The organism is Sphaerisporangium perillae (assembly GCF_023276435.1).
GTDB classification, from domain to species: Bacteria; Actinomycetota; Actinomycetes; order Streptosporangiales; family Streptosporangiaceae; genus Sphaerisporangium; species Sphaerisporangium perillae.
This window is the reverse complement of the sequence record NZ_JALLPO010000013.1, coordinates 111,789-131,254: the sequence shown is the minus strand read 5'-3', so window position 1 is coordinate 131,254 and position 19,466 is coordinate 111,789. Positions and strand designations below refer to the sequence as shown.

Sequence of the window (19,466 nt, the reverse complement as noted above, 5' to 3'; positions counted from 1 at the left end):
TGTTGTGTCCAGGGAGATCAGGGGCCGCCGGAAGTACCAGTTCCAGCGGCCCCACCTCGTGTCAGGCCCCGGCTCGGATGGCCGGAGGTAGGTGGCGCTTGGCATACAGGCGCTCGCACTCGGCCAGGTAGCGTGCCGCCGCGTGGGCGAGCTCGCGGGCCAGGGCGATGTCGGCCTCGGTGACCGGGCCACCTCCGGTGCTGGAGATGGTCACCTGCCCCTCGGCGCTGGAGATGTCCAGGCACGCCCGTTCCTGGTCTATGCAGAACACCGAGACCGCCAGGTCGGACGTGTAGAACGACACGTCCAGGCAGGTGATCCCGCTATCGATCGCAGCCCGCAGGTGCGTGTAGGGCTGACGGTGGTTGTCGCTCACGCGGCCATCACCCCGCGTCCGTTGGGCAGGCCGTGGTAGCAGCGCTCCACCGAGGTGGCGAACTGGTGGGCCTGGTGGGCGAGCTGGCGGGCGAACTCCAGGTCGGAGGCGGTGACCTCGTCGCCGGTGGAGGTGGTGACCAGGACCGACAGGGCGCCGAAGTCCAGGGACAGGACCGGGGTGCGGGCCGGGTAGGGGTGGTTGGTCGCTCGGGCACCGCTGCCGGTGTTGAGCGTGATCGTGCTGATGCGGTGAGTCCTGCGGCGTGCCATCAGGCGACGTCCTTTCCAGAGACGTTGGTGTGCTTGACCGCGGCGGAAGCTGCGGCGGTTGAGGCGGTGGTGCGGGGAGCGCGCATCTGGCGCGCCTTAATCGAGTAGGTGAGTCGGCCGTTGCCGTTGACGTAGGGCGTGACGGCGAGCTGGTCGAACTCCACCGGGATGAAGGGCAGTCCCGGCATCGGGGCCGGGGGCACCGGCTGAACCGGAGCCAGGATCTTGACCTTGACGGTCTTCTCCCGCGCCTCGGGGTCGCAGTCGATCACCGTCACCTGCCAGACGAACTCGCCGGTGGTCTTGTCGCGGGCGTAGACCGGTTTGGCGGCGGTGGAGGCCTCGAAGTCCTTGACCTGGTCGACCTCCCCCACCATGTAGCAGCCGTGCGGGAACACATCCTCGAAGCTGATCGGGATGGCACCTCGAATACCCATCGCTCATCTCCTGTCGACCCCTCTAGACAGCTACAGCGAGGCGCTGAGACGAACTGTCTAGGGGGCTATGCAGAAGAAGATAAGCAAGGCGCGGTGCGGTTGTCTAGGGGGATAGACGCAAAGAGTTTCGTGTCGCTCACTCAGCGTCTTCGCTGACCGTCACATATACGGCGGTAGCGTCATCAAACGTCTTGCCACGAGGCCAGTGACTGCCATCCAGGTCAGAGCGTTCGGCTTGTCTTACGCGGTGGATCAACTCAGCAGGGCCGCCCTCGTCGAGGAGATCGAGGGCTTCCCGCCAGGTCGCCAGGCCGAATCGGTCGACCAGGCGGGACGCCCCGTCGCTGAGCAACGCGGCTGCACGGACCTGGTCAGCGCGGATGGCGCCGGTCTCGGCCTGTTCTGCGACGAGAGGTTCCACCGAGGCCACCCAGAATCCGCCGTCACGGTTGCGGTGCTGCCGCATCGCTTCGACGTACTCACGGTGCGCCTGCTGGTGTTCCGGACTGCCACCGGGAAGGGCGTCCATGCGGCTGCGGTAACGCGAGCCGACCTGCGCCTCGCGGTCATCGCAGACGACCAACGGCTCAGCCGAATCGGCGACGTCCAGGATGAGGACGGAGTCGGCGAGCACCAGCCACTGCAGCATGTCGCCGGTACAGCGGAGCATGACCACGGTGGCCGAGGGCGTGCCGGCGTGGGCGAGATCGCAGGTGAAGTCGTGCATGGAGGTCACGGCCTTGATGCCCTCACCGAGGATCTCGGTCAGAGTCCCGGTGCTTTGCGTCATCGAGGCCAGCAGCGTCGAGCCGAGCATGCGCGAATACCACGCCACACCATGAGAACAGCCGGACTCCGACCCGGCAGGCGTACCCGCGCCGTCCAGCAGCACCACGGCATCGGGCGTGGCCGCGACGAAGTCCTCATTCGGTCGGCCCAGGCTGACGGGCTTGGTGGCGAAGGTGACGCGCACCTAGTCCCCCTCGTGCCGGTAGAGCGGGCTGGCCAGTTCCGCTTTGACCGGTTCCCCGGTCGCCGGGTCGTACTCCACACCCACCACCGTGGAGAACCGGTCTTCGCCGACCTGACCCCAGAGCGTGTTGATCTCCGAGACGATCAGACTGACGACGCCGAGGGTGCCTTGCGGATGGATACCGGTGAACACCAGCACGTTGCCTTTCCCGTCCGGCCGGGCCAGCCGGCCAAGGTAGGCGTAGTCCACGTTGGCGGCCGGGTCGTTGTCCTCTCCTGACCGGTAGGTGGTGCCGGTACGGCTGTCATGGATCGTCCACGGACCGTCGTCGGCCTTGACCCACTCCAGCACCGGATCGGACTCATACATCTGCGCCATCACCGGCGAGAGCCGCGGACCGCAGATCACGATCAGATTGGGCCGGTTGAGATCGATGTCCCCGCCAAGGGGGACGTGCTCCAACTCCACCGACAACCCGAAGCCGCGTGCCAGATCCTCCAGCCGCTTTCCCGCGGTGACATCTTCCATCGCCACGACAGGACGCGCCTTGATCGCGTCCTGCTTGAGCGGGGTGGCGATCGTGAGCGTGCCCGTGCCGAGGAACGCCCCTTCCGGCGCCGGGCCGGTGTGCCGGATCTGGTGAATCCTGCCCCGGGTCAGGCCGGCGGCCTCGGCGATCTGGGCATACGACATGCCTTGGGCGTGCAGGTCCTGGATCACCCTGCGCCTCAGCCGGGCGAGTTCGGCCACTTCCTGCTGGGCGGCGTTGAGCCGCTCGGTGGCCGCGCGCAGCAGGACGAACGGGTCCTCGATCGCGGCGATACGCTCAAGCTCGCTGGATGGCACGGCCGGTTCCTCTCGGTGATGCTCCACCGAGTCTAGGCCCCTAGACGCTTTGTCGTCTATTCCCCTAGACAGTACGCGTTTGAGCTGTTCACCGGTTTGAAGGCTTACCGCCCGTATGTTCCACCTGCGATTGGGCACACCCCGCGGACTCACCGTAGAACTCCCCCACCGAGCAGCACGGGAGCACGCTCATGGCGCGAGGACCGGAGCAGCGCCCACCTGGCGCATCCCCCCGACCACAGGACAGACCTCGACAGGACGAGAGGGGCGGATGCCGGCCAAGACGCGGTCCAAGCCAGGTTGCAGAGCAGAGCACAACCGCCACACGCCCACGCCGCACCCCGAGCACGCACCGAAGCGCGGGCCCTGAGCGATGTCAGAGCGTTGGGCGCCGACCTACAGGCAGAACCACCCGAAGCCTCGGGCAGCCGATCACGCACGCGTAGCCTCGGAGCCCGGCAAAGGTGCGGCCGGGGCGTTCTTGCCGGCGTTGACCAGCAGCAGCGCCCATACGGTGCGGCCTCGCTCATCGCCGCGGACTCCATAGGTGTCGGCCAGGGCGCCGACGATCATCAAGCCTCGGCCGCCCTCCTCGCCCTCCTCCGGCGAGAAGATGCTCGGGCCGTGTGCCGCGCCGGCGTCCACGACGCCCAGCCAGACCCGATCATGCTGGGCGTGAATCAGTACCTGGAACTGGCCGCCGTACCTGCCGCTGGCGGTGTGACGGACGGCGTTGGCGGCCAGCTCGCTGACGATGAGCTCGGCCGAATCCACGATCGGCCAACCTGCGAGGAAGGACGTGACGAACCGGCGGGCTTCCCTTACCGAGGGGGAAGTGCCGAGGAAGGACCGAGACATGCGCCATGCGCTCATGGTTACGCTCCAACGTCTAGGGGGCTATACACCCACGTCACGAGCGTATGACCTGCACTTGGTCATCCTCAAGGAATTCGACGCATAAATGCGTCACTTCTCTAGCTGGGCCGCCAACTTCCGAAAGTCAGCCCCGATTTCACCCAGAAGGTCCCGCAGCTCATCCCCGTACACCGCCGCTGCCGCAAACGCCTCGAAAGCCTCCTCATGCGTTCCAATCTCACTTGGCTCGGTCGACGTGAGATCACCCGTCAGGCTCTCAACCACGCTCACCGCCTTATCGAAGATCGTGAACCCATTCAGTGGAAACGCCGGCGCCTCCGTCTTCCACGGCACCACGCCCAGCCGTACATGCGGCAGCGTCGACACCTGCACCAACCGGTCAAGCTGCGCCACCATCAACGACGGCGACCCCGGCCACGTCCGCACCGCCCCCTCCGTCAGCACGAACGCGAACTTCCGACCTTCCTCAAACAGCACCGCCTGCGCCTCAACGCGCACGGCCGCCGCCCTGGCCGCGTCCTCCTCATCCACATCCCGGCCGACCGCCAACGCCAACCGCGCGTACTCGGCCGTCTGCAACAACGCGGGGATCACCGCCGAGGAGAACACCGCCATCCACTGTGCCGATCGAACCCGGGCAGCATTAGCCGCCTCCCGGCCGGCCAGCCCACCCCGCAGCCGCGACACCTCATCACGCAACCGCAGAAGCAACGCATCCAGCTCACCGCGGTCCCTCTCTCCGAGCCCCAGAGCAGCCGCAACCCGCTCAACAGTCTCCGGAGTAGGAAGAAGCTGCCCCGTCTCGATCCGCGAGATCGTCGGCTGTCCCACCTGCGCCCGCTGCGCCAACTCCTTACCCGTCAGCCCAGCTTCCCGACGCAGCCGCCGAAACAGCTCTCCCAACCCCCGCAACCGATCCCGCCGCTCTTCCACACCGAGCGTTCTACCACGCTGAGCCACTTCACATCCTCGATCAGTGGTCCACGCCGAGGACCGTGCGCGTCGTGCTCCACGCCCATTGCATCTCGCTTGCGCATGACGTGGATGCGGGGTGTCCAGCGCAAGCGGCCATCCACCGCTGTCATGCAGTCCGCCTCATATTGGGCAAATTAGTGGACAAAACCATACTAACCGGATGATATCGCTATCAGGTTCAGTATTTAGTGCAATAGCTGTTCCTATCATTCCCTCATGGCACTTTCCGATCTCCGTCGCGAGATGGTTCTGTCCGCTATCGAGGAGTACGACAAGCTGGGAAGAGACGCCTTTCTCGAGGTCTACAGATACGGCCCGGCGCGCGGTTACTTCCTCCTATACGACGGGAAGCGGTACGACTCCAAGGCCATCGCCGGCGTGGCACATCGCGACGTGGACGGCCGGCCGCTGCGAGCCGAGGACTTCTCCGGCGGCAACGCCACCGTCGCACGCGCGCTGAGCGACCTCGGCTTCGAGGTCACCCGTCCAGGCGACATCATCGACGGGCACTCCCCGCAGAGCCTGCTCCAGAAGATCGGCACACTCAAAACGGCCGCATCGGCCACGCCTGGCGCGCGGAAGCGGCACCAGCCTTTGGCCCTTCTCTGGGCCCTTGGCAGAGTGTCCCGGGGCGACGATCGCCTGGTGCCGTGGAGAGATGCCTCTCCCGCACTCGAATCGCTCCTGCGGGAGTTCGGCCATCCCGGCGACGGCCTGCATGCCGAGTTTCCCGTACTCCGTCTGTATCACCACGGGCTCTGGGACCTCCCTGGCCGAAACGACGTTCCAAGGGCCAGCGGCAGCGCGGCGCAGCGCTGGATGCGGCAGAACCAGCCGCTCAGCGGTTTACGCTCATGGGTACACGACCTCGTGACAGATCATCCGGCCGTGCGCGCTCAGATCGTCCTGCGACTCCTCGACGAATACTTCCGCGACGTCGACCGCGACGAGTTACTCGCGGCCACCCGGCTTGCCCCCGAACCCAACGCCATTACGCCGGCCCGGGACGAGGCCACACTTCTCCGCGACGGGACACCAACACCAAGCCGCCGCACGGTCACGACCAACCGCGTGATCCGTGACTCCGCGCTCGCGGAGCAGATCAAACTCGTGCACAACCATCAGTGCCAGATCTGCGACATCCGTCTCACGACCAGGCGAGGCCCCTATGCCGAAGGCGCCCACATCCGCCCGCTTGGCACGCCTCACAACGGCCCCGACGAGCCGGGCAACCTCCTCTGCCTGTGCCCCAACCACCACGTCCTGTTCGACGGCGGAACAATCACAATCACCGACGACCTCGTAGCCATCGACGTCCCGACCGGCCAGCCGATCACCCCAATCCGGCTCGCCGACGGACACACGCCGGATCCCCAACACCTGGCCTACCATCGGCACATCTCCGAGGACTCTCAGTCGACAGGTGCAATCAGGTGCAAGTGACCAAGGATTGCTAGGGGTTTGCAGAAGCAGACAGGTTACGGCAGGCCCCTTACATACGCCCATGCCGTACGGCGAGGCTCTACACGCGTGAACCGGCCGGTCAGGGTCGCTGTGAACGACAGCAGCCCTCTGCCGAGCGTCCTGCTCGGTCCCTGAGTCGACTGACCTTAACTATCAGCGCGGCGTATCAGCCTGTGTCCCTTAAGGGATCGCCCGCACCGGTGGAGTTCTCTCTCCCATCCCCCCTCTGTCCCGATTAGGTGTGGTTGTTCGTAAAGTCCCGCTCGTACCTCCGCCTCTGTGAGGCGACGGTACTTGGGCACATCAGGGTCATCCGGCGCAAGGAACTCATGCTTGCGGTGAAGGAGCGGACGGTTGGAGGAGCCAGCGTAGGACAAGAATGAAGACTTCAATGTCTGTAGGTCGACGGTGTACGACGAGACCAAACGAGGATGCGGGTCAGTGTCGAAGTCGGGGTAATCGAGCCAGCTCACGCCGCGGCCTTGATGACGTAGCTTCGCAACCGTCCACTCGGACGGACGGCCAGCGGCAATACTGGCGCAATGCTCATACAGACGGAGCACTATGGGCATCCGGTGGACGGCGCGGCGGTGCACGTACAGGGCTGTCGGGGTGAACTTCCCCGCAGCCGACCCAACCATCGCACGGCGAATGTATGCGTCATCGCGGAGTTTAAGTAGAAGCCGGTCTGCGCGCTTGCACGCTTCTGTGTAAGACGAGAAGAACGCCCGGATGTCGAGTTGAACCGAAAGCGGGAGGCTGCTCGCGGGGCCGCGGCCATGGAACAGTTCGAGAGCAAGGAAGAGAAGGGTGTCTAGTGAGGATCGCTTCCCAGCTTCTTCGACCTTGTGCGGATCGGCGGCCTGCTGGGCGAGACGGTTCAGCTCGGCCGGTCGCAAGTGTCCGAGGAGGGCGGTGAGCTGCTGCGGCATTTCCTCTAGGCTAGGGAGGCGGCCGCGTTGCTGGAGATGGTCGACGATGGCGGCGGTGGCAGAAGCGGTATCTTCAGAGGTCAGCCACTTCGCATCGGGTGTGATCCGACGGGCGAGGTAGCGAAGTCGAGCTTCGTCGTCCCTGAAGGCGTAGACGATGCCGGGTGCTGAAGGTAGGCAGTGAACGCCGGTTACCTCCTCGACGTAGTCACGAAGCTCGCCGGCGGCGAATAGGTGTTGGAAAGTGTTGCGGCTGGTGAGGATGCCGTCGCCGTACTCACGACCTTTGATCTGGTTCCGCTCCCAGCGCAGCCGCGCTGACACCACGAGCGCTGTATGAGCGTTGTCCCAGGCGCGTCGAAGGGTCTGACGTCGTTCGGCCGGATCTTCGATCACATTGACGACGTAGGTGAGGAGCACAATCTCAGCGGGTTCAAGCTGTCCCCCAGGGTGGTGAGCCGGATCCCACCCGGAGGCGTCTAGGCCGAGTTGTCGCAGGGCCCTTACGTCCGCGCCTCGGCCACAACCGTAGTCGAGCACTGAAGTTCCCGAACCTAGCTGCAGATCGGTCACGGCTTGGCGCGCGGGGGCGGAGAGTCTAACGCGGCCGATCGCGGTCCGTTGACGCTCGCTCTTCCATATCGTCGGTGCCTCCACGGGTACAGTCTGCCCTACGCCGTCGGCGCTACCCTGCAACATCTCCAAAGCAACCTGGCCGTCCGAGGTTGGTCTCGGGTCCACCAAGGGCGTGCCATTTGTCATTAGAACCAGCGAGCCGCCTGAGTCCCAATGAAAGATCTTTGAACGACACCGCCGCTGTGCTGACAATGACTCAGTCAAAAGAGGTGCCGTCTCGTCTGGTTAGCGGAAGCATGAAGAAAGAACCAAAATCATCCCAGGCCGGCAGGCCGCCTCTTCCTATCTTGGGCCACTCGGATCGTCGGGCTAAGTGCATCCGAATTTGGCGATAGCTACCAGAATCGGGGCGATCCGAGTTCAGGTCATGCACCAGCCAGAGTCGCAACCGGGGTCTTCGTTGGATTCTTGCCTGGCGAATGGTTCCTCAGGAATAGCATCCGCAAGCGGGATACCGTAGCGAGTGAGGTATGCGGGATCTCGTCCTAAGGCAGCGCGCCGCTTGTTCAGCTCGACTTCCAGTCGCATGGATTTGATAAAGAGTTCGGGCTCATTGCGCCGCTGCGCTCGCCATGCATCGACGGTCTTGAACGGGCAGAAAAAACACGAACTCTTCGGGGGCACTGGGAGCCCAGCACTTGAAATGATTCGAATGCAATCATCCCGGCGGAAGCCAAGGTCGAGGAGCGGATACTCGATCTGCTCGTATAGCTCACTCCGACGCTTGTTGGCTCTGTGAATCTCATCTACAGAGATCCCTATACCTACCACAGCAGGCTGGCCTGTCGTTGCCCCCTTTTCACGCAGCCACCTGCCAACAACCTTGATCTTGAAGTCGGCAGTGCATGATCTTCGGCCAGGCGCCCCATTGGCCATGCGTATGGGAATCGGAATGGAGCGCGTACCAGGTTGGTTGAGGCGCTCCCACAGAGTCTCCGCGGTCCCGTCGCGGCGGTAGCGCCTCAATTCGTGGAGTTCTATGCCGTGTTGCTTCGCGTACACAGCGGCATGGTCCCTTACATACGCGAGAGTCGCCGGGTGCTCGCTATCATCGCCCACGTTTGCGAACAAGAAGATGGGAAAATGGATCCGGCGCTGAGCGGCAAGGACGAGCAGTGCCGTGGACTGCACACCACCCCCATAAGAGATCACTCTAAGGTCTTCCGCCCGGGCGGCTGTAGACGAACTTCTTCCTTCCATACGTACACCGTCCTCTCTCATCCGACCATAATATCTTACGGTCACGTCGATATGTCAAGGAGGACTGTTCGGCATAGAGGTGTCAGGGGTGATCGAGACGCAGACGAGCGAACCTACGCCTTGTCCGCATCTTCACCGTTCTGACTGGGAAGCTGGTTGGTAGGCCTAGAGGACGCATTACTACGGTATGGCCGTACTTCAACCTCGTATCCGGCTCTGAACAGGTGCCGAACGAAGACGATGGCAGCAGCACTCTCACTGTTTGTGAAGGTCCGTGCAGTAGAAAGGGTTTCATCCGAATCCCTGACCAGAGCATCCCGTTGCCCGCGTGGCTTGATCTGCTCCCGATCACCACGTCGGACGCTTTCAAGTGCTTCCGCTGCTATGGTGCGGTTTCGGCGCTCAGCGTCTAAGAGAATCGTGTCCAACAGCCAGAGCGGAGCACCTGACAAGGTGAGATCCGGAGGTGCAAGAGTGCCACGGTTGCGCCACTGGCTGATGTCCGTGTGCTTCTTACCGAAGATCCAGGCTAGTTCCTTGATCCCGATCAAGGATGGCGGTTCCGCTAGAACCTGCGCGAAGTAGCCATTCGGGATGCTGGCTTTGTACTCATCGAGCCTGCCTGGAGGCACATCCCGCTGGCCCGGCTTGGCCAGCGCCAGCACAGTTGACAGCAACCAGTAAGGCTTGCCAGAGATCACCACATCAGGATCTCCGAGAAGGGCCCTCTTCCTCCACAGCTGAGGGGTGTCTGGAGCCACGTCGAAGAGTCGGGCGATCTCGCTGTGACCGAGCAGATAGGGGATCCGCTCCACACCCATGTGCTGCGCTCTCCTGAAGGCATCCCTGGCAACTACATCGTCATCCCAAGATAGCGCTCCGTAGATCCCAAGCGGATCAGGCTGTGGCCGGTGGAGGGACTGCGTGCCTCACCAGAAGCCTCACCACTTGCGTTTCTAATCAGTGCACTTGACGTCTCGACGCTACTCCCAAGGTTCGACTGAACCGCCCGGGTCCACTGACCATCGGATCCGGGCGGTTACCATACATGCTTGCGCGTCGACTAGGGAGGCATTCAGTACCGTCGCGTCAGAGGTGGCACACCGCGCAACCCGCCTGATCGTCTTCCTCGTCATGCGCGTCAGAAAGGATCTCCAACAGTGGACGGTTCGGCTTCACGCGCTTCGCAGCCCGTTCGAGAGCTGTTTGGTGCTTGGCCTCAATATCGTCCCGTCGTTCTATCAGCTCATGCAGTGACTCGCCTTGGGACCAGGTGTACTGCCGGTCCTGCATGGCAGTGCGCCTGTAGTTGACCTTCTCCTCGTAGGCGATGGCCTGCTCGAAGAGTTCCGGGTGGCGGTCCTTGAGCCCGATCCACTCATGCTTCCGCTGGAAGAAGCAAAAGTAGCAGCCTGACCTCGTCCGCCATTCGTAATAGCCGGGTAGGCCGATGCCTGCCTCATCGAGGATTCGGTCAACGCCGGCACGGTCGATGCCGTCTTCTCGGAACGGGAAGACCGCCGTGATATTCGGCTTGGTACTGACGTAACCCAGTCGGTTCTCGTCCGCGCGGATCGCGACGTAGGAGATCACCTCATCATTGCCGACCCACTCTTCCAGTGGCTTGATTTTCAGGTTCTTGGTGCACCAGCGCATCTGGGGGCTTGGAAGAGTTCCCTGATAGACCTCGAGCCAGTGGTCGAAGTCACGCGTTGAGTTGAGCCGCGAGATCGGTTTGCCGACTGCGGCCTCAAGCCGGTTGAGGTACTCGTACGTCTCCGGCAGCTCCGCGCCGGTGTCACAGAAGAAGTACTCCATGTCGGGCACACGGTCGCGCATGTAGACGGCGAGGGCGGAGGAGTCCTTGCCACCGGACAGACCAAGAACGTGACGCTTCTTCCCGCTGGAGCTGTTGGTATCAGTCACAGCTTCTCCTTCCCTTGGGGGACCGCATCGGTGTCTGTTGCGGCGAGGCGTTCGGCCAGTGCGGCGAGCAGGATGCGCGCGCCGTCGGGGCCTAGTGCCTCCTCAGCTTGCCTGATGACACTGACAACGAGGTCATCAGTGGCCTGGCGGGACTGCTTCGGCACGTGGATGAGGGTGCGCTCTTCCGTCCCCTGAGGGGTGGTGAGTGTCAGCAGGTGGGTTTCGACCTGCCGAGGCTTGGCCACCTCCGTATCAAGTGTCGGAGCCTCGCGCATTTCATAGAGGTGGCTGACCCGGTCCAGGGCACGTGCCACCTCCCTCACCTGACGGGGAAAGCTCTCGACGTCTCGATCAGTCCAGTCACCGAGCGCCTTGTTCGTGAGGCGGATGATGATCGGATCGAGCCAGTCGTCATCCGGCAAGTTTTCATTGAGCACACGGGAGATGAATCCCTGCAAGTTGAGCTCAAGTGAAGCGTTAGAGAAGCCGCGGAGCCGTTCGGCTAGGCCGGACCGCAGCTCTTCCAGGTTTGCCGACAGCCGGAACTCACGGCCGATCGTTGACACGACCTCCTGCCGCAGGGCAGCGCCGGCACCAGAGAGTTCGTCAAGGGCGGTGACCAGACGCGATACGTATGCGCTGGCGGCCTGCTCGTCCTCGGTGGTGCTCGTCTGGATCGGTTCGAAGCCCAGCGCCTTAGGCAGAGAGGTGAAGACCAGCTCGTCTGGATCGGTCGCCGTAGACAGGACCTCGCGGATCGCGAGGGCGTCTGAGCTCAGCCGCCGAGTCTGCCGCGCGTAGGGCTGCAGAACCATGATGCGCTCCAGCATCGCCCGTGTAACGGCGAGCAGCTGAGGGTTGCGCGCTGTGAGGGATCGCGGAGTGTCCACGTCTAGCGACAAGCCCAAGCCATCGACCACAAGACGGCGCTGGCCCCCTCCAACCGGCGTGGCCTTGACGGCGAAGCGATCTGGATATGGCACATTGAGCCGTTCCACGACCTCTGGGGTCAGTCGCTGGCAGTAGTTGCCGTTCTCGAACAGAGCGATGTCCTGGGCGCGCAGAATGAGCGCGGTAACCACGAGGATCGGGACGACGCCTGCCTTCACCCCGTAAGGAGGAGCCATGAGCCGGTGGTAGATGTCAACGATGGGCGTCAGCTGCGTCGCACTGGTCAGCGCATCCTCGAGAGCAGCCCAGACAGGCATGACGCTGTCGTTCTTCTGTGGGCTCGGACGTGAGATGCCGTGGGTGAGAATGCTGCCGGCCTGAGTGCCACTACTAGACTCTCCGGCGGCACGGTGAAGTCCGAGATACTCCAAAACGCCGTGATACATCGCCCGCTCAGGAGTGTACTTACCCGTCTCATATCCGAGGAGCGGGTAGCCCGAGCGCTGCAGCATGGCGGTGAGCAACTCACGGCGGGCGCGGGCGGCATTACTGGTGAGCTGGTTACGCCCGACCATCTCGTTTCGGATGTGAGGAGTGAACGGGTAGACCTGATCGCAGGCTCTGGACGCTAGGCCGGCATAACTGCGGGCCTCGATGGGCTCGCCCGGCTCGTTGTTGATTTGGGTACCCTTGCCCCAAAGGTTCCAGGTGGACTGCGGGCTCAGGGGATTGAAAGCCTCGCCCAGCAGTGCGCCGATGCTGCGCGAGATGTCGGCAGCACGTTCCGCGATCTCTCGGGCAGCCACGTGGTCAAGGGCGTCGTCTTCGAGGAGTTCCTCCAGCGCTACAAGAGTGATACCCGACTGCAGGACAGCCGTGGGGTTCTTGGTGGTGCCAATCAGTACGGGCAGCGGGGAGTTCACCACAGGCCGGTTCTCCAGCGACCCGAGGTGATAGACGATCAGGCCGTCCGCTGCACCTTTTACGACCTCGAGCCCGTCGAGCTTCTCCGTCTGATGACTTACTGCGGTGACGAAGTAGCGCAGCATGCCTGTGCGTTGGCTATGCCCGCCGGCAACTACGGCCGCCGGTAGTACCGTTCCAAGGTGCTTGTTGAAGTACTGCACAACATCGGTCGGAGCGATACGAGTGGCGATTTCTCTGACTCGTGCGTCGATGTCGACGTCGGTACCCTGCCAGATGCGGTACTCGTTGCTGTACACGCGATGGACGACGAAACCGTCATCGGTGAGCTTCTTCAGACGCTCTTGCAGGGCAGCGAACTGCTCGGGATCCGGAGCGTCGACTGGATCATGCAGCGCAAACTGGATCATGGCCGGAGTGGCCCGCATTACGCCATCAGCATCTATCAGGTTCAGGATGCCGATCACCTTAAGTAGATCTTGGTCTTCAGGCGGAAGCCCGTGTGCCTCGTTCAGGCGGTTGTCGACCTCCAGCCAGCGGCTAGCGTTGGTTGAGGCCAGGATAGTTGTGCGGCCGGAGGCGAAGAAGTAGTCGTACAACTGTGGCAGGCGAATGGTGGAGGCACGCTCGGGTGCGTCTGCCGACTGTGTCTCTAGGGTGCGGCGGACCGTGTTCGGCTCGTCGCTCGCGAGGAAGCCGGTGAGGCTTCGGTCGTGCTGCCCGATCTGGGATGCGAGAAGCGGGGCGGCGATGGCGGTGATCGGGTGCAGCGGGTACAGGTCAGCGAATGTCTCTGTGGAGATGTCCACGACGGACTTCAGAGCATGTCCACTCCATGCTTCTGCTGAGGCTTCCGCCTGCTCACGAATGAGGTTACGGCCGGGCTCCTGGACATCCGACAGGTCTAGGCGGCGCCGCATCAGGTGGACGGCGTCGCCGAGGTTCGGCGCGAAGGTGATGTCTTCGAAGCGCCCCTGGATCTTCGCCCATTCCTGGGTCTGGATGGTGCTCGATCGTGCTGCGTAGTCAGTGAATGCCAGGTGCTGCAACGTGAACATGAACAGCGGTAGCCCTGACCGTCCAGCGCCCTTTTCGGCGAGCACCTGCAGGAGGAATACATCACTCTCAGCGCTGCCGGAATCTCCGTCAACGGCAAGGTGCTCAAGGGTCTTGCCGAACTCGTCGATGATTAGCAGAAGAGGCGCCTCGTTGCACAGTGCGGTGACAGCGTCGATGAGGTTTGCCGTCGTCGGTACCTGGCGCTCCATGCAGGCGACGAGTGCCTCAGCGACAGCCTGCGGGGGTCGCTTGTTCCATCTGCGCTCTGCGGCGGTTTGCAAGGCCCGGTGCACAGTGGCCGCTAGAGGTTCCCGATGCGCGGTTGCGACCGCACCCAGGAAACCTTCTGGAGCGAGTTGATCACGGACCCGGGCGAACCGTGTGGCAAGGCCGGGGCTGGTTGCTGCAACTGCTGCCTGGGCCTCGGCCTGACGGGATGGGTCATGCCCTAGGAAGGCATCGAACAGGTTGGACAAGGTTGACTTGCCAGAACCGTACGGACCAGTGAAAGACCAAGCGCGGGTGCGCCTGAGATCGGCGACGGCATTGGTGACGCGTTCCAGCACGTCCAGGGCGCGGGCTCCCACGTAAGGGGAGTTCAGATGCTTTTCGCGCACGTCGCGCTCGAGGTTGGTGGAGCGCAGCTCAGAACCAATCAGGCCGATGCCTGCAGGGATCTGCGCGAGGGCCTCGGCGTGGCGAGCGCGCGGGGGGGTCTTTGTCGCCGGGGTCACGCGTTCTCCTCGATCAGTTCCAGCTCCTCGGACTGCTGGGGTAGTTTCTTGCGTGAGCGCTTGTGGCTGCCACCGTCAAGGCCGGGGTATCGCTTAACCCACTCCTGGGTGGTGGGGAATCCTTCTCGCTCCTGGACCCGCCCATAGTGCTCGTCAAGGACATCCCAGGCAAGAGCCTGCGGAGGCTTTGTGAAGGCCAGGCTTCGCTGGCCAAGTGCCTCGACGATCTGCAGATCTGGGTGTTCACTAACGAGAGACTCAATGGCCTTGATCAGCTCTGGTTCCCGAGTACGGAACGCTCGGCCTGGGGCGCCTGGTTCGTTGGCAAGCCGTGCCAGTGAGATAGAGCCGGCGTTCACTGAAAACCGAGAGGCGTAATCTAGGCAGGCATAGGCCAATACCGGTGCCGGCAGGCTGGACCGCGATCCACTAGTGAAGCGCCAGGTCCGCTCCTTACCCTTACCTTGCCCCTCCAGGAGACCCAGCTCTCGGAAGGGGCAGGCCAGCAAGTCCTCGAAGCTGCCGGGAGACAGTGGATTGAACTCCTGGTCAAGGGCATACATTTTGATCAGGCAGTCCACGTCACGATTGATCGACTCTGGTGCCGGCCATTTATCTTCGCCGAAGCTCTCTCGGATGTGGCGCGTGACAACGGTTGCCATCTCAGCCGCAGTCACTCGGGAGAAGGGGGCGAGATGGAACATCACGTACCAGGTCGGCGCCAAACATTTGGCCTGGGGCTCAGACGAGAGCAGCCACCAGTGCAACAGCCATAGGCTGCCTGTGTCCTCGAGATAGGGGTCAGCTCCGTCTTCGTCAAGCAGCCAGCGGGCCCTCCATGTAGGGGAGGCGACATAGGCCCGGTAGGACGGATCCTCGTGGGGGTGCTCCTGGGTGAGCTTGAAAGCTTGCGACCAGTACCGCATGGCGTTGACCATGTTCTTGCCCACGCCCAGCAGAACTGGTGCGTCCTCACGGTGGAATATCTCTCTGTCCTCCTTCACCTGTATGTAGGCCTTGTGCAGCCAGCCGAAGCGGGGCGCGAAGGTTTCGTGGCGTGCGAACTTCGGTTCGGCGGCCTCAGCGAGCCGGCTATCCGACATGCGATAGGACCTTTCGAGCAACAGGTGGGCTAAATAAGGGCGGCTGTACGCATAGGTGAGGCCGATCAAGGCTTGGCGGTGGCGGCCATCACCGACCGGACTTCTGTCACGGCACGCACGGTGGCGTTCAGGGCCCGCTCGACATCCCCTTCTGTGGTGGCGTAGCCGAGTGAGAATCGCACGGTCGAGTCGGCGTCCTCGCGGCTGTGCCCCATGGCGAGCAGGACGTGGCTTGGGCTCGGCGCCCCGGAGGAACACGCGCTGCCATCCGAAGCGGCCACCTCTGGCATTGCGGCCAGGACGGCATCCGCGGGGATACCGGGGAAAGTGACACTGGTTACGCCTGGCAAACGGGGTACACGGGTACCGTTTATCCAGCAGCCGGCCACATTCGAGATCAGCTCTTGCTCGAAGCTGTCACGCAGCGCAGCAGTACGCGCAGCCTCCTGCTCCAGCGTCAGTTGTGCAGCCTGAGCAGCTGCGCCAAGCCCTACAATCCCTGCCACGTTTAGAGTGCCAGCACGCCAACCGCGCTCCTGACCACCCCCCAGGAGCAGCGGCTTATGGGGTAGAGGAGCGCCACGTCGAACAAAGAGCGCGCCAACGCCCTGCGGACCGCCGAACTTGTGAGCCGACAGAGACAAAAGGTCAACATCAACCTCGTCGAGATCCAGAGGGAGCCGACCAACATATTGGGTGGCGTCGGTGTGGACCAAGGCGCTGGCCTCGTGAGCCGCCGCGATAATAGGCCTTAGATCGGTCAGAACCCCGGTCTCGTTGTTCGCAATCATGGCGGACACGACGGCCACGTCACCAGAGCGGAGGGCCTCAACCAAAGGCTCCAGGTCGACTATGCCGTCCTTGTCCACAGGAAGCACGACGAGGGAGCGACTCGTCTCCATAGTGATGGCTTGGGCGGTTTCTAATACCGCCGGATGCTCGACAGCCGTCGTTACCACCACTCCGCCGCGGGCGTGAGCGGCACGCAAAGCCAAGTTATTAGCCTCTGTGGCCCCGGAGGTAAAGATAATCTCGCCAGGATGGCAAGTGAGCAGCTCGGCGAGTTGGCGGCGGGCTGTGTCCACACGACGAGCGGCGTCGCGTCCTTGATGATGGATGCTGGAAGCGTTGCCGACGCTACGGAGCGCATCGAGGGTGGCTTCTAGAGCCTCCGGGCGGAGTGGTGCGGTGGCGTTGTAATCGAGGTAGGTCACACCCGTCCGATCGTCTGACATCCTTTGCCCCATCGTGCTGCACTCCTGAGGTCACTCCTGGCAGCTCTGCTTAAGGGACCATCTCGTTCCTCCAGGAGTGCAGGGAGATCCTAACCGACACCTGTGACAGGGGAAGCAGATCTGCGGGAACTCGAACGTATGTTCACATCCACATGGGGGCATCTGACCTCGGTCATGCATTCACGCGGCTCTCGCGGCTCTCGCGGCTGACCCTGTAACGATACTTGGGCCGATCTAGATGTACAGGTGACGGAGTGCTCATGGTGCTGACAGGCCCGTGGGAGAGAAGGGCACAGACGTGAGATCAGGTAAGGCAGGCGCATAGTGATCAGGCAGCGGACGATACCTCAGCCAAAGCTCGTTGGGAGCGGCTGAACGGTGCTCCGCGACGAACCCACTCTTCGTCCCGTCCTGTATCGGCTCCCCGCTGATCCATTGGCCGCGGACGTGCTAATCCCTGCCTTCCGTCAGGCTACTCGGGTAAGAGGAGCCTTCGGGTGGTTCACCGCAGGTTGGATTCATAGCCTCGCCCCCGGTCTCGCCGAGTACCTTCGCCGCGATGACGTAGAAACAATTGAGTTCACTATCGCTCCTGCACTCTTTCCTACCGAACGCCAAGCGATTGAGCGGGCGATTTATACACCTGCAGAGGTTGCCGCGCGGATCGAGACTGAAATTCTCAAGGCCGCTCATCCCGACGCAGGCGCCCTGGCAAATCACGCAGTCGAATGTCTAGCGTGGATGGTTGCTAAGAACCGCATGACGCTTTCGATTGCAATTCCGCTTCCTCAAGCGAATTATCATCCCAAGATGTGGCTCTTCACGGATGGTCGTGACTCGATTGCGGTCCGAGGGTCTGCCAATGCCACAGGACGAGCACACGAGTATGCGGTCGAACACATGGATGTGGACTGTTCGTGGATACGAACCAGCGCCGAACGTGTCAAAAGCGCTGAAGAGATGGTCACGGACTGGGCAGTCGGCTGTGATCCCGTCCTCGAAAGGACCGTTCCACTCCCCCTGGCGCTCAGGGAGCGCCTACTCAAACTTGCACCTACTCAGCCACCTACTCCATTGGATTACAGCCGCGCTGCCACTCATTCAAACAGCCCCAAGCCAGCAGCAGCGCGGAAGTCTAGTTCAATCTTCGCAATTCCAACCCAACTGGAGTGGCAAACCGGACCATATAGGCACCAGGGAGAAGCTGTTGCAGCATGGGAAGCTGCGGGCCGCCGCGGAATACTTGCCATGGCGACAGGAGCCGGAAAGACCATCAGTTCGCTTATATGTGCCTATCGAGCTCGCCAAGAACATGATGGCCCATTCTTGCTTATCGTTTCTGCACCAACAACAGCATTGACCCTTCAATGGAACACAGAGTGCGCCAAGTTTGGTCTAAAGCCACTGAACCCAAGCCCAGGGACAGCTACCGGGCGGAGCACGCTCGGTAACGCACTGCGCCGCCTAAAATCTGGAGGAGCGCGCGCGATCGAGTGCTTTGTCGTCACTAACAACACTCTCAATGACCCTTCCTTTCGAAAACTGCTGGAGCATGCGCAGCAAACAGTAGCCGGCTTAGCAGAAATGTTGATCGCTGATGAGGTTCACACACTTGGAACGCCATCCTTTCTGAATGACACGCCGGACTTTCTTAACCTTCGACTCGGCCTATCAGCGACACCTGTACGACAGTACGACGAAGACGGGACTCAAGAACTGCTCTCTTATTTCGGAGACACCGTCTACGAATTTGGCCTCGATAAAGCAATCGGGTTCTGCCTGACCCCGTATGACTATTACTTCGATGTCGTATATCTCGATGATGACGAGCTCGCCAGGTTTAGAGACCTCTCCGAGAAGATATCGCGCCGAGTTGGCGCTTCAGGAAAATTTGATCCTCGCGACGAGATACTGCGTACTTGGCTCATCCGAAGGAGAGAGATTACGGAGAATGCCCAAGGGAAGATACAAGTTCTCCGCCAGCTTCTTCAAGCGAATGAACGGCCCCGCCATCTCCTTGTCTACACCACATCCAAGAATCCGCTTCAAATAGATGCGGCGGCCGAGGTTTTGGACGAACGCCACATTGTCTATGCACGAGTTACACAAGTGGAGTCGAGAAATAAAGCCAAACTCGGTCGCATTCTTCAGTCTTTTTCCGACGGGGATATTGAAGTGCTTCTCGCCAAAAAGGTACTCGACGAAGGAGTCGATATCCCACAAGCGCGAGAGGCAATCCTGCTGGCATCGTCGACCGTCGAACGAGAGTGGATACAACGGCGCGGCCGCATCCTACGTCGAGCACCAGGCAAAATGTACGCCACAATCCACGACATGATTGCCTTGCCACCTCCCTTGCAGGTGCGATATGAAGACAGCGTCCTTAATACAATAAGCCGGGAACTTGATCGCGTGAGATCTTTTGGCCGCTATGCCCGAAATGCACATGAGGTCTTGGCAGCTATCAGGAAGGTGCATGGTGCGTACTTCGACTGATCGCCAAGAGGGTACGTCGAACGCTGAGCGCATCAGGACGGAGATGGAGCGAGCTACAGCGGGAGTAAGTGAGCGTTTCCCTGGCTACCGTAGCCAGCTGGTCCAGGCAGC

15 protein-coding genes are annotated in these 19,466 nt (G+C 62.2%); 2 read left to right on the top strand and 13 right to left on the bottom strand.

Annotated features, from left to right (window positions below):
* Positions 1-61 precede the first annotated feature (61 nt).
* The 7 genes from MYF83_RS14960 to MYF83_RS14930 all read right to left on the bottom strand — a co-directional run bounded on the left by MYF83_RS14960 (position 62) and on the right by MYF83_RS14930 (position 4,683).
* A complete protein-coding gene (locus MYF83_RS14960; protein ID WP_248960925.1) occupies positions 62-376 on the bottom strand; it encodes a hypothetical protein in 315 nt (104 codons plus the stop codon).
* Positions 373-648, bottom strand: a complete 276-nt coding sequence (locus tag MYF83_RS14955; protein ID WP_248960924.1) for a hypothetical protein — start codon at positions 646-648, stop codon at positions 373-375. Before MYF83_RS14955 ends, MYF83_RS14960 begins: the two co-directional genes overlap by 4 nt.
* Positions 648-1,085: a plasmid replication, integration and excision activator gene (locus MYF83_RS14950; protein ID WP_248960922.1), complete on the bottom strand. Its 438-nt coding sequence runs from the start codon at positions 1,083-1,085 to the stop codon at positions 648-650. The genes MYF83_RS14955 and MYF83_RS14950 overlap by 1 nt, the downstream gene beginning before the upstream one ends.
* A 136-nt stretch (positions 1,086-1,221) precedes the next feature.
* Positions 1,222-2,058: a protein phosphatase 2C domain-containing protein gene (locus MYF83_RS14945; RefSeq protein ID WP_248960921.1), complete on the bottom strand. Its 837-nt coding sequence runs from the start codon at positions 2,056-2,058 to the stop codon at positions 1,222-1,224.
* Positions 2,059-2,904, bottom strand: a complete 846-nt coding sequence (locus MYF83_RS14940) for a sigma factor-like helix-turn-helix DNA-binding protein (protein ID WP_248960920.1) — start codon at positions 2,902-2,904, stop codon at positions 2,059-2,061.
* Positions 2,905-3,336: 432 nt separating this feature from the next.
* Positions 3,337-3,777: an ATP-binding protein gene (locus MYF83_RS14935; protein ID WP_248960918.1), complete on the bottom strand. Its 441-nt coding sequence runs from the start codon at positions 3,775-3,777 to the stop codon at positions 3,337-3,339.
* Positions 3,778-3,870: 93 nt separating this feature from the next.
* Entirely contained in the window at positions 3,871-4,683 is an 813-nt protein-coding gene (locus MYF83_RS14930; protein ID WP_248960917.1) for a helix-turn-helix domain-containing protein, read from the bottom strand.
* Positions 4,684-4,971: 288 nt separating this feature from the next.
* Here MYF83_RS14930 and MYF83_RS14925 point away from each other — a divergent pair, with 288 nt between their 5' ends.
* Positions 4,972-6,198 carry an HNH endonuclease gene (locus MYF83_RS14925; protein WP_248960916.1) on the top strand — a complete coding sequence of 409 codons (1,227 nt, stop codon included), beginning with the start codon at positions 4,972-4,974 and terminating at the stop codon, positions 6,196-6,198.
* A gap of 167 nt (positions 6,199-6,365) precedes the next feature.
* Here MYF83_RS14925 and MYF83_RS14920 read toward each other — a convergent pair whose 3' ends face one another.
* The 6 genes from MYF83_RS14920 to MYF83_RS14895 all read right to left on the bottom strand — a co-directional run bounded on the left by MYF83_RS14920 (position 6,366) and on the right by MYF83_RS14895 (position 16,871).
* Complete coding sequence (locus MYF83_RS14920; protein WP_248961005.1) at positions 6,366-7,850, bottom strand: DNA phosphorothioation-associated putative methyltransferase; 1,485 nt, start codon at positions 7,848-7,850, stop codon at positions 6,366-6,368.
* Positions 7,851-9,100: 1,250 nt separating this feature from the next.
* Entirely contained in the window at positions 9,101-9,808 is a 708-nt protein-coding gene (locus MYF83_RS14915) for a hypothetical protein (RefSeq protein ID WP_248960915.1), read from the bottom strand.
* Positions 9,809-10,076: 268 nt separating this feature from the next.
* On the bottom strand, positions 10,077-10,913 hold the full coding sequence (locus MYF83_RS14910) for a phosphoadenosine phosphosulfate reductase family protein (protein WP_248960914.1): 837 nt from the start codon (positions 10,911-10,913) through the stop codon (positions 10,077-10,079).
* Positions 10,910-14,521, bottom strand: coding sequence for an ATP-binding protein (locus MYF83_RS14905; RefSeq protein WP_248960913.1), 3,612 nt, complete (start codon positions 14,519-14,521; stop codon positions 10,910-10,912). Before MYF83_RS14905 ends, MYF83_RS14910 begins: the two co-directional genes overlap by 4 nt.
* A complete protein-coding gene (locus MYF83_RS14900) occupies positions 14,518-15,693 on the bottom strand; it encodes a DUF4007 family protein (RefSeq protein WP_248960911.1) in 1,176 nt (391 codons plus the stop codon). Before MYF83_RS14900 ends, MYF83_RS14905 begins: the two co-directional genes overlap by 4 nt.
* On the bottom strand, positions 15,690-16,871 hold the full coding sequence (locus MYF83_RS14895; protein WP_248960910.1) for a cysteine desulfurase family protein: 1,182 nt from the start codon (positions 16,869-16,871) through the stop codon (positions 15,690-15,692). The genes MYF83_RS14900 and MYF83_RS14895 overlap by 4 nt, the downstream gene beginning before the upstream one ends.
* 423 nt (positions 16,872-17,294) lie before the next feature.
* Here MYF83_RS14895 and MYF83_RS14890 point away from each other — a divergent pair, with 423 nt between their 5' ends.
* Entirely contained in the window at positions 17,295-19,355 is a 2,061-nt protein-coding gene (locus tag MYF83_RS14890; protein ID WP_248960909.1) for a DEAD/DEAH box helicase family protein, read from the top strand.
* Positions 19,356-19,466: the final 111 nt, after the last annotated feature.

Coding starts and splice junctions, on each gene's coding strand:
- MYF83_RS14955 (WP_248960924.1), bottom strand. CDS start 648: ATGGCACGCCGCAGGACTCACCGCATCAGCACGATCACGCTCAACACC.
- MYF83_RS14950 (WP_248960922.1), bottom strand. CDS start 1,085: ATGGGTATTCGAGGTGCCATCCCGATCAGCTTCGAGGATGTGTTCCCG.
- MYF83_RS14935 (WP_248960918.1), bottom strand. CDS start 3,777: ATGAGCGCATGGCGCATGTCTCGGTCCTTCCTCGGCACTTCCCCCTCG.
- MYF83_RS14925 (WP_248960916.1), top strand. CDS start 4,972: ATGGCACTTTCCGATCTCCGTCGCGAGATGGTTCTGTCCGCTATCGAG.
- MYF83_RS14920 (WP_248961005.1), bottom strand. CDS start 7,850: ATGTTGCAGGGTAGCGCCGACGGCGTAGGGCAGACTGTACCCGTGGAG.
- MYF83_RS14915 (WP_248960915.1), bottom strand. CDS start 9,808: ATGGGTGTGGAGCGGATCCCCTATCTGCTCGGTCACAGCGAGATCGCC.
- MYF83_RS14895 (WP_248960910.1), bottom strand. CDS start 16,871: ATGGGGCAAAGGATGTCAGACGATCGGACGGGTGTGACCTACCTCGAT.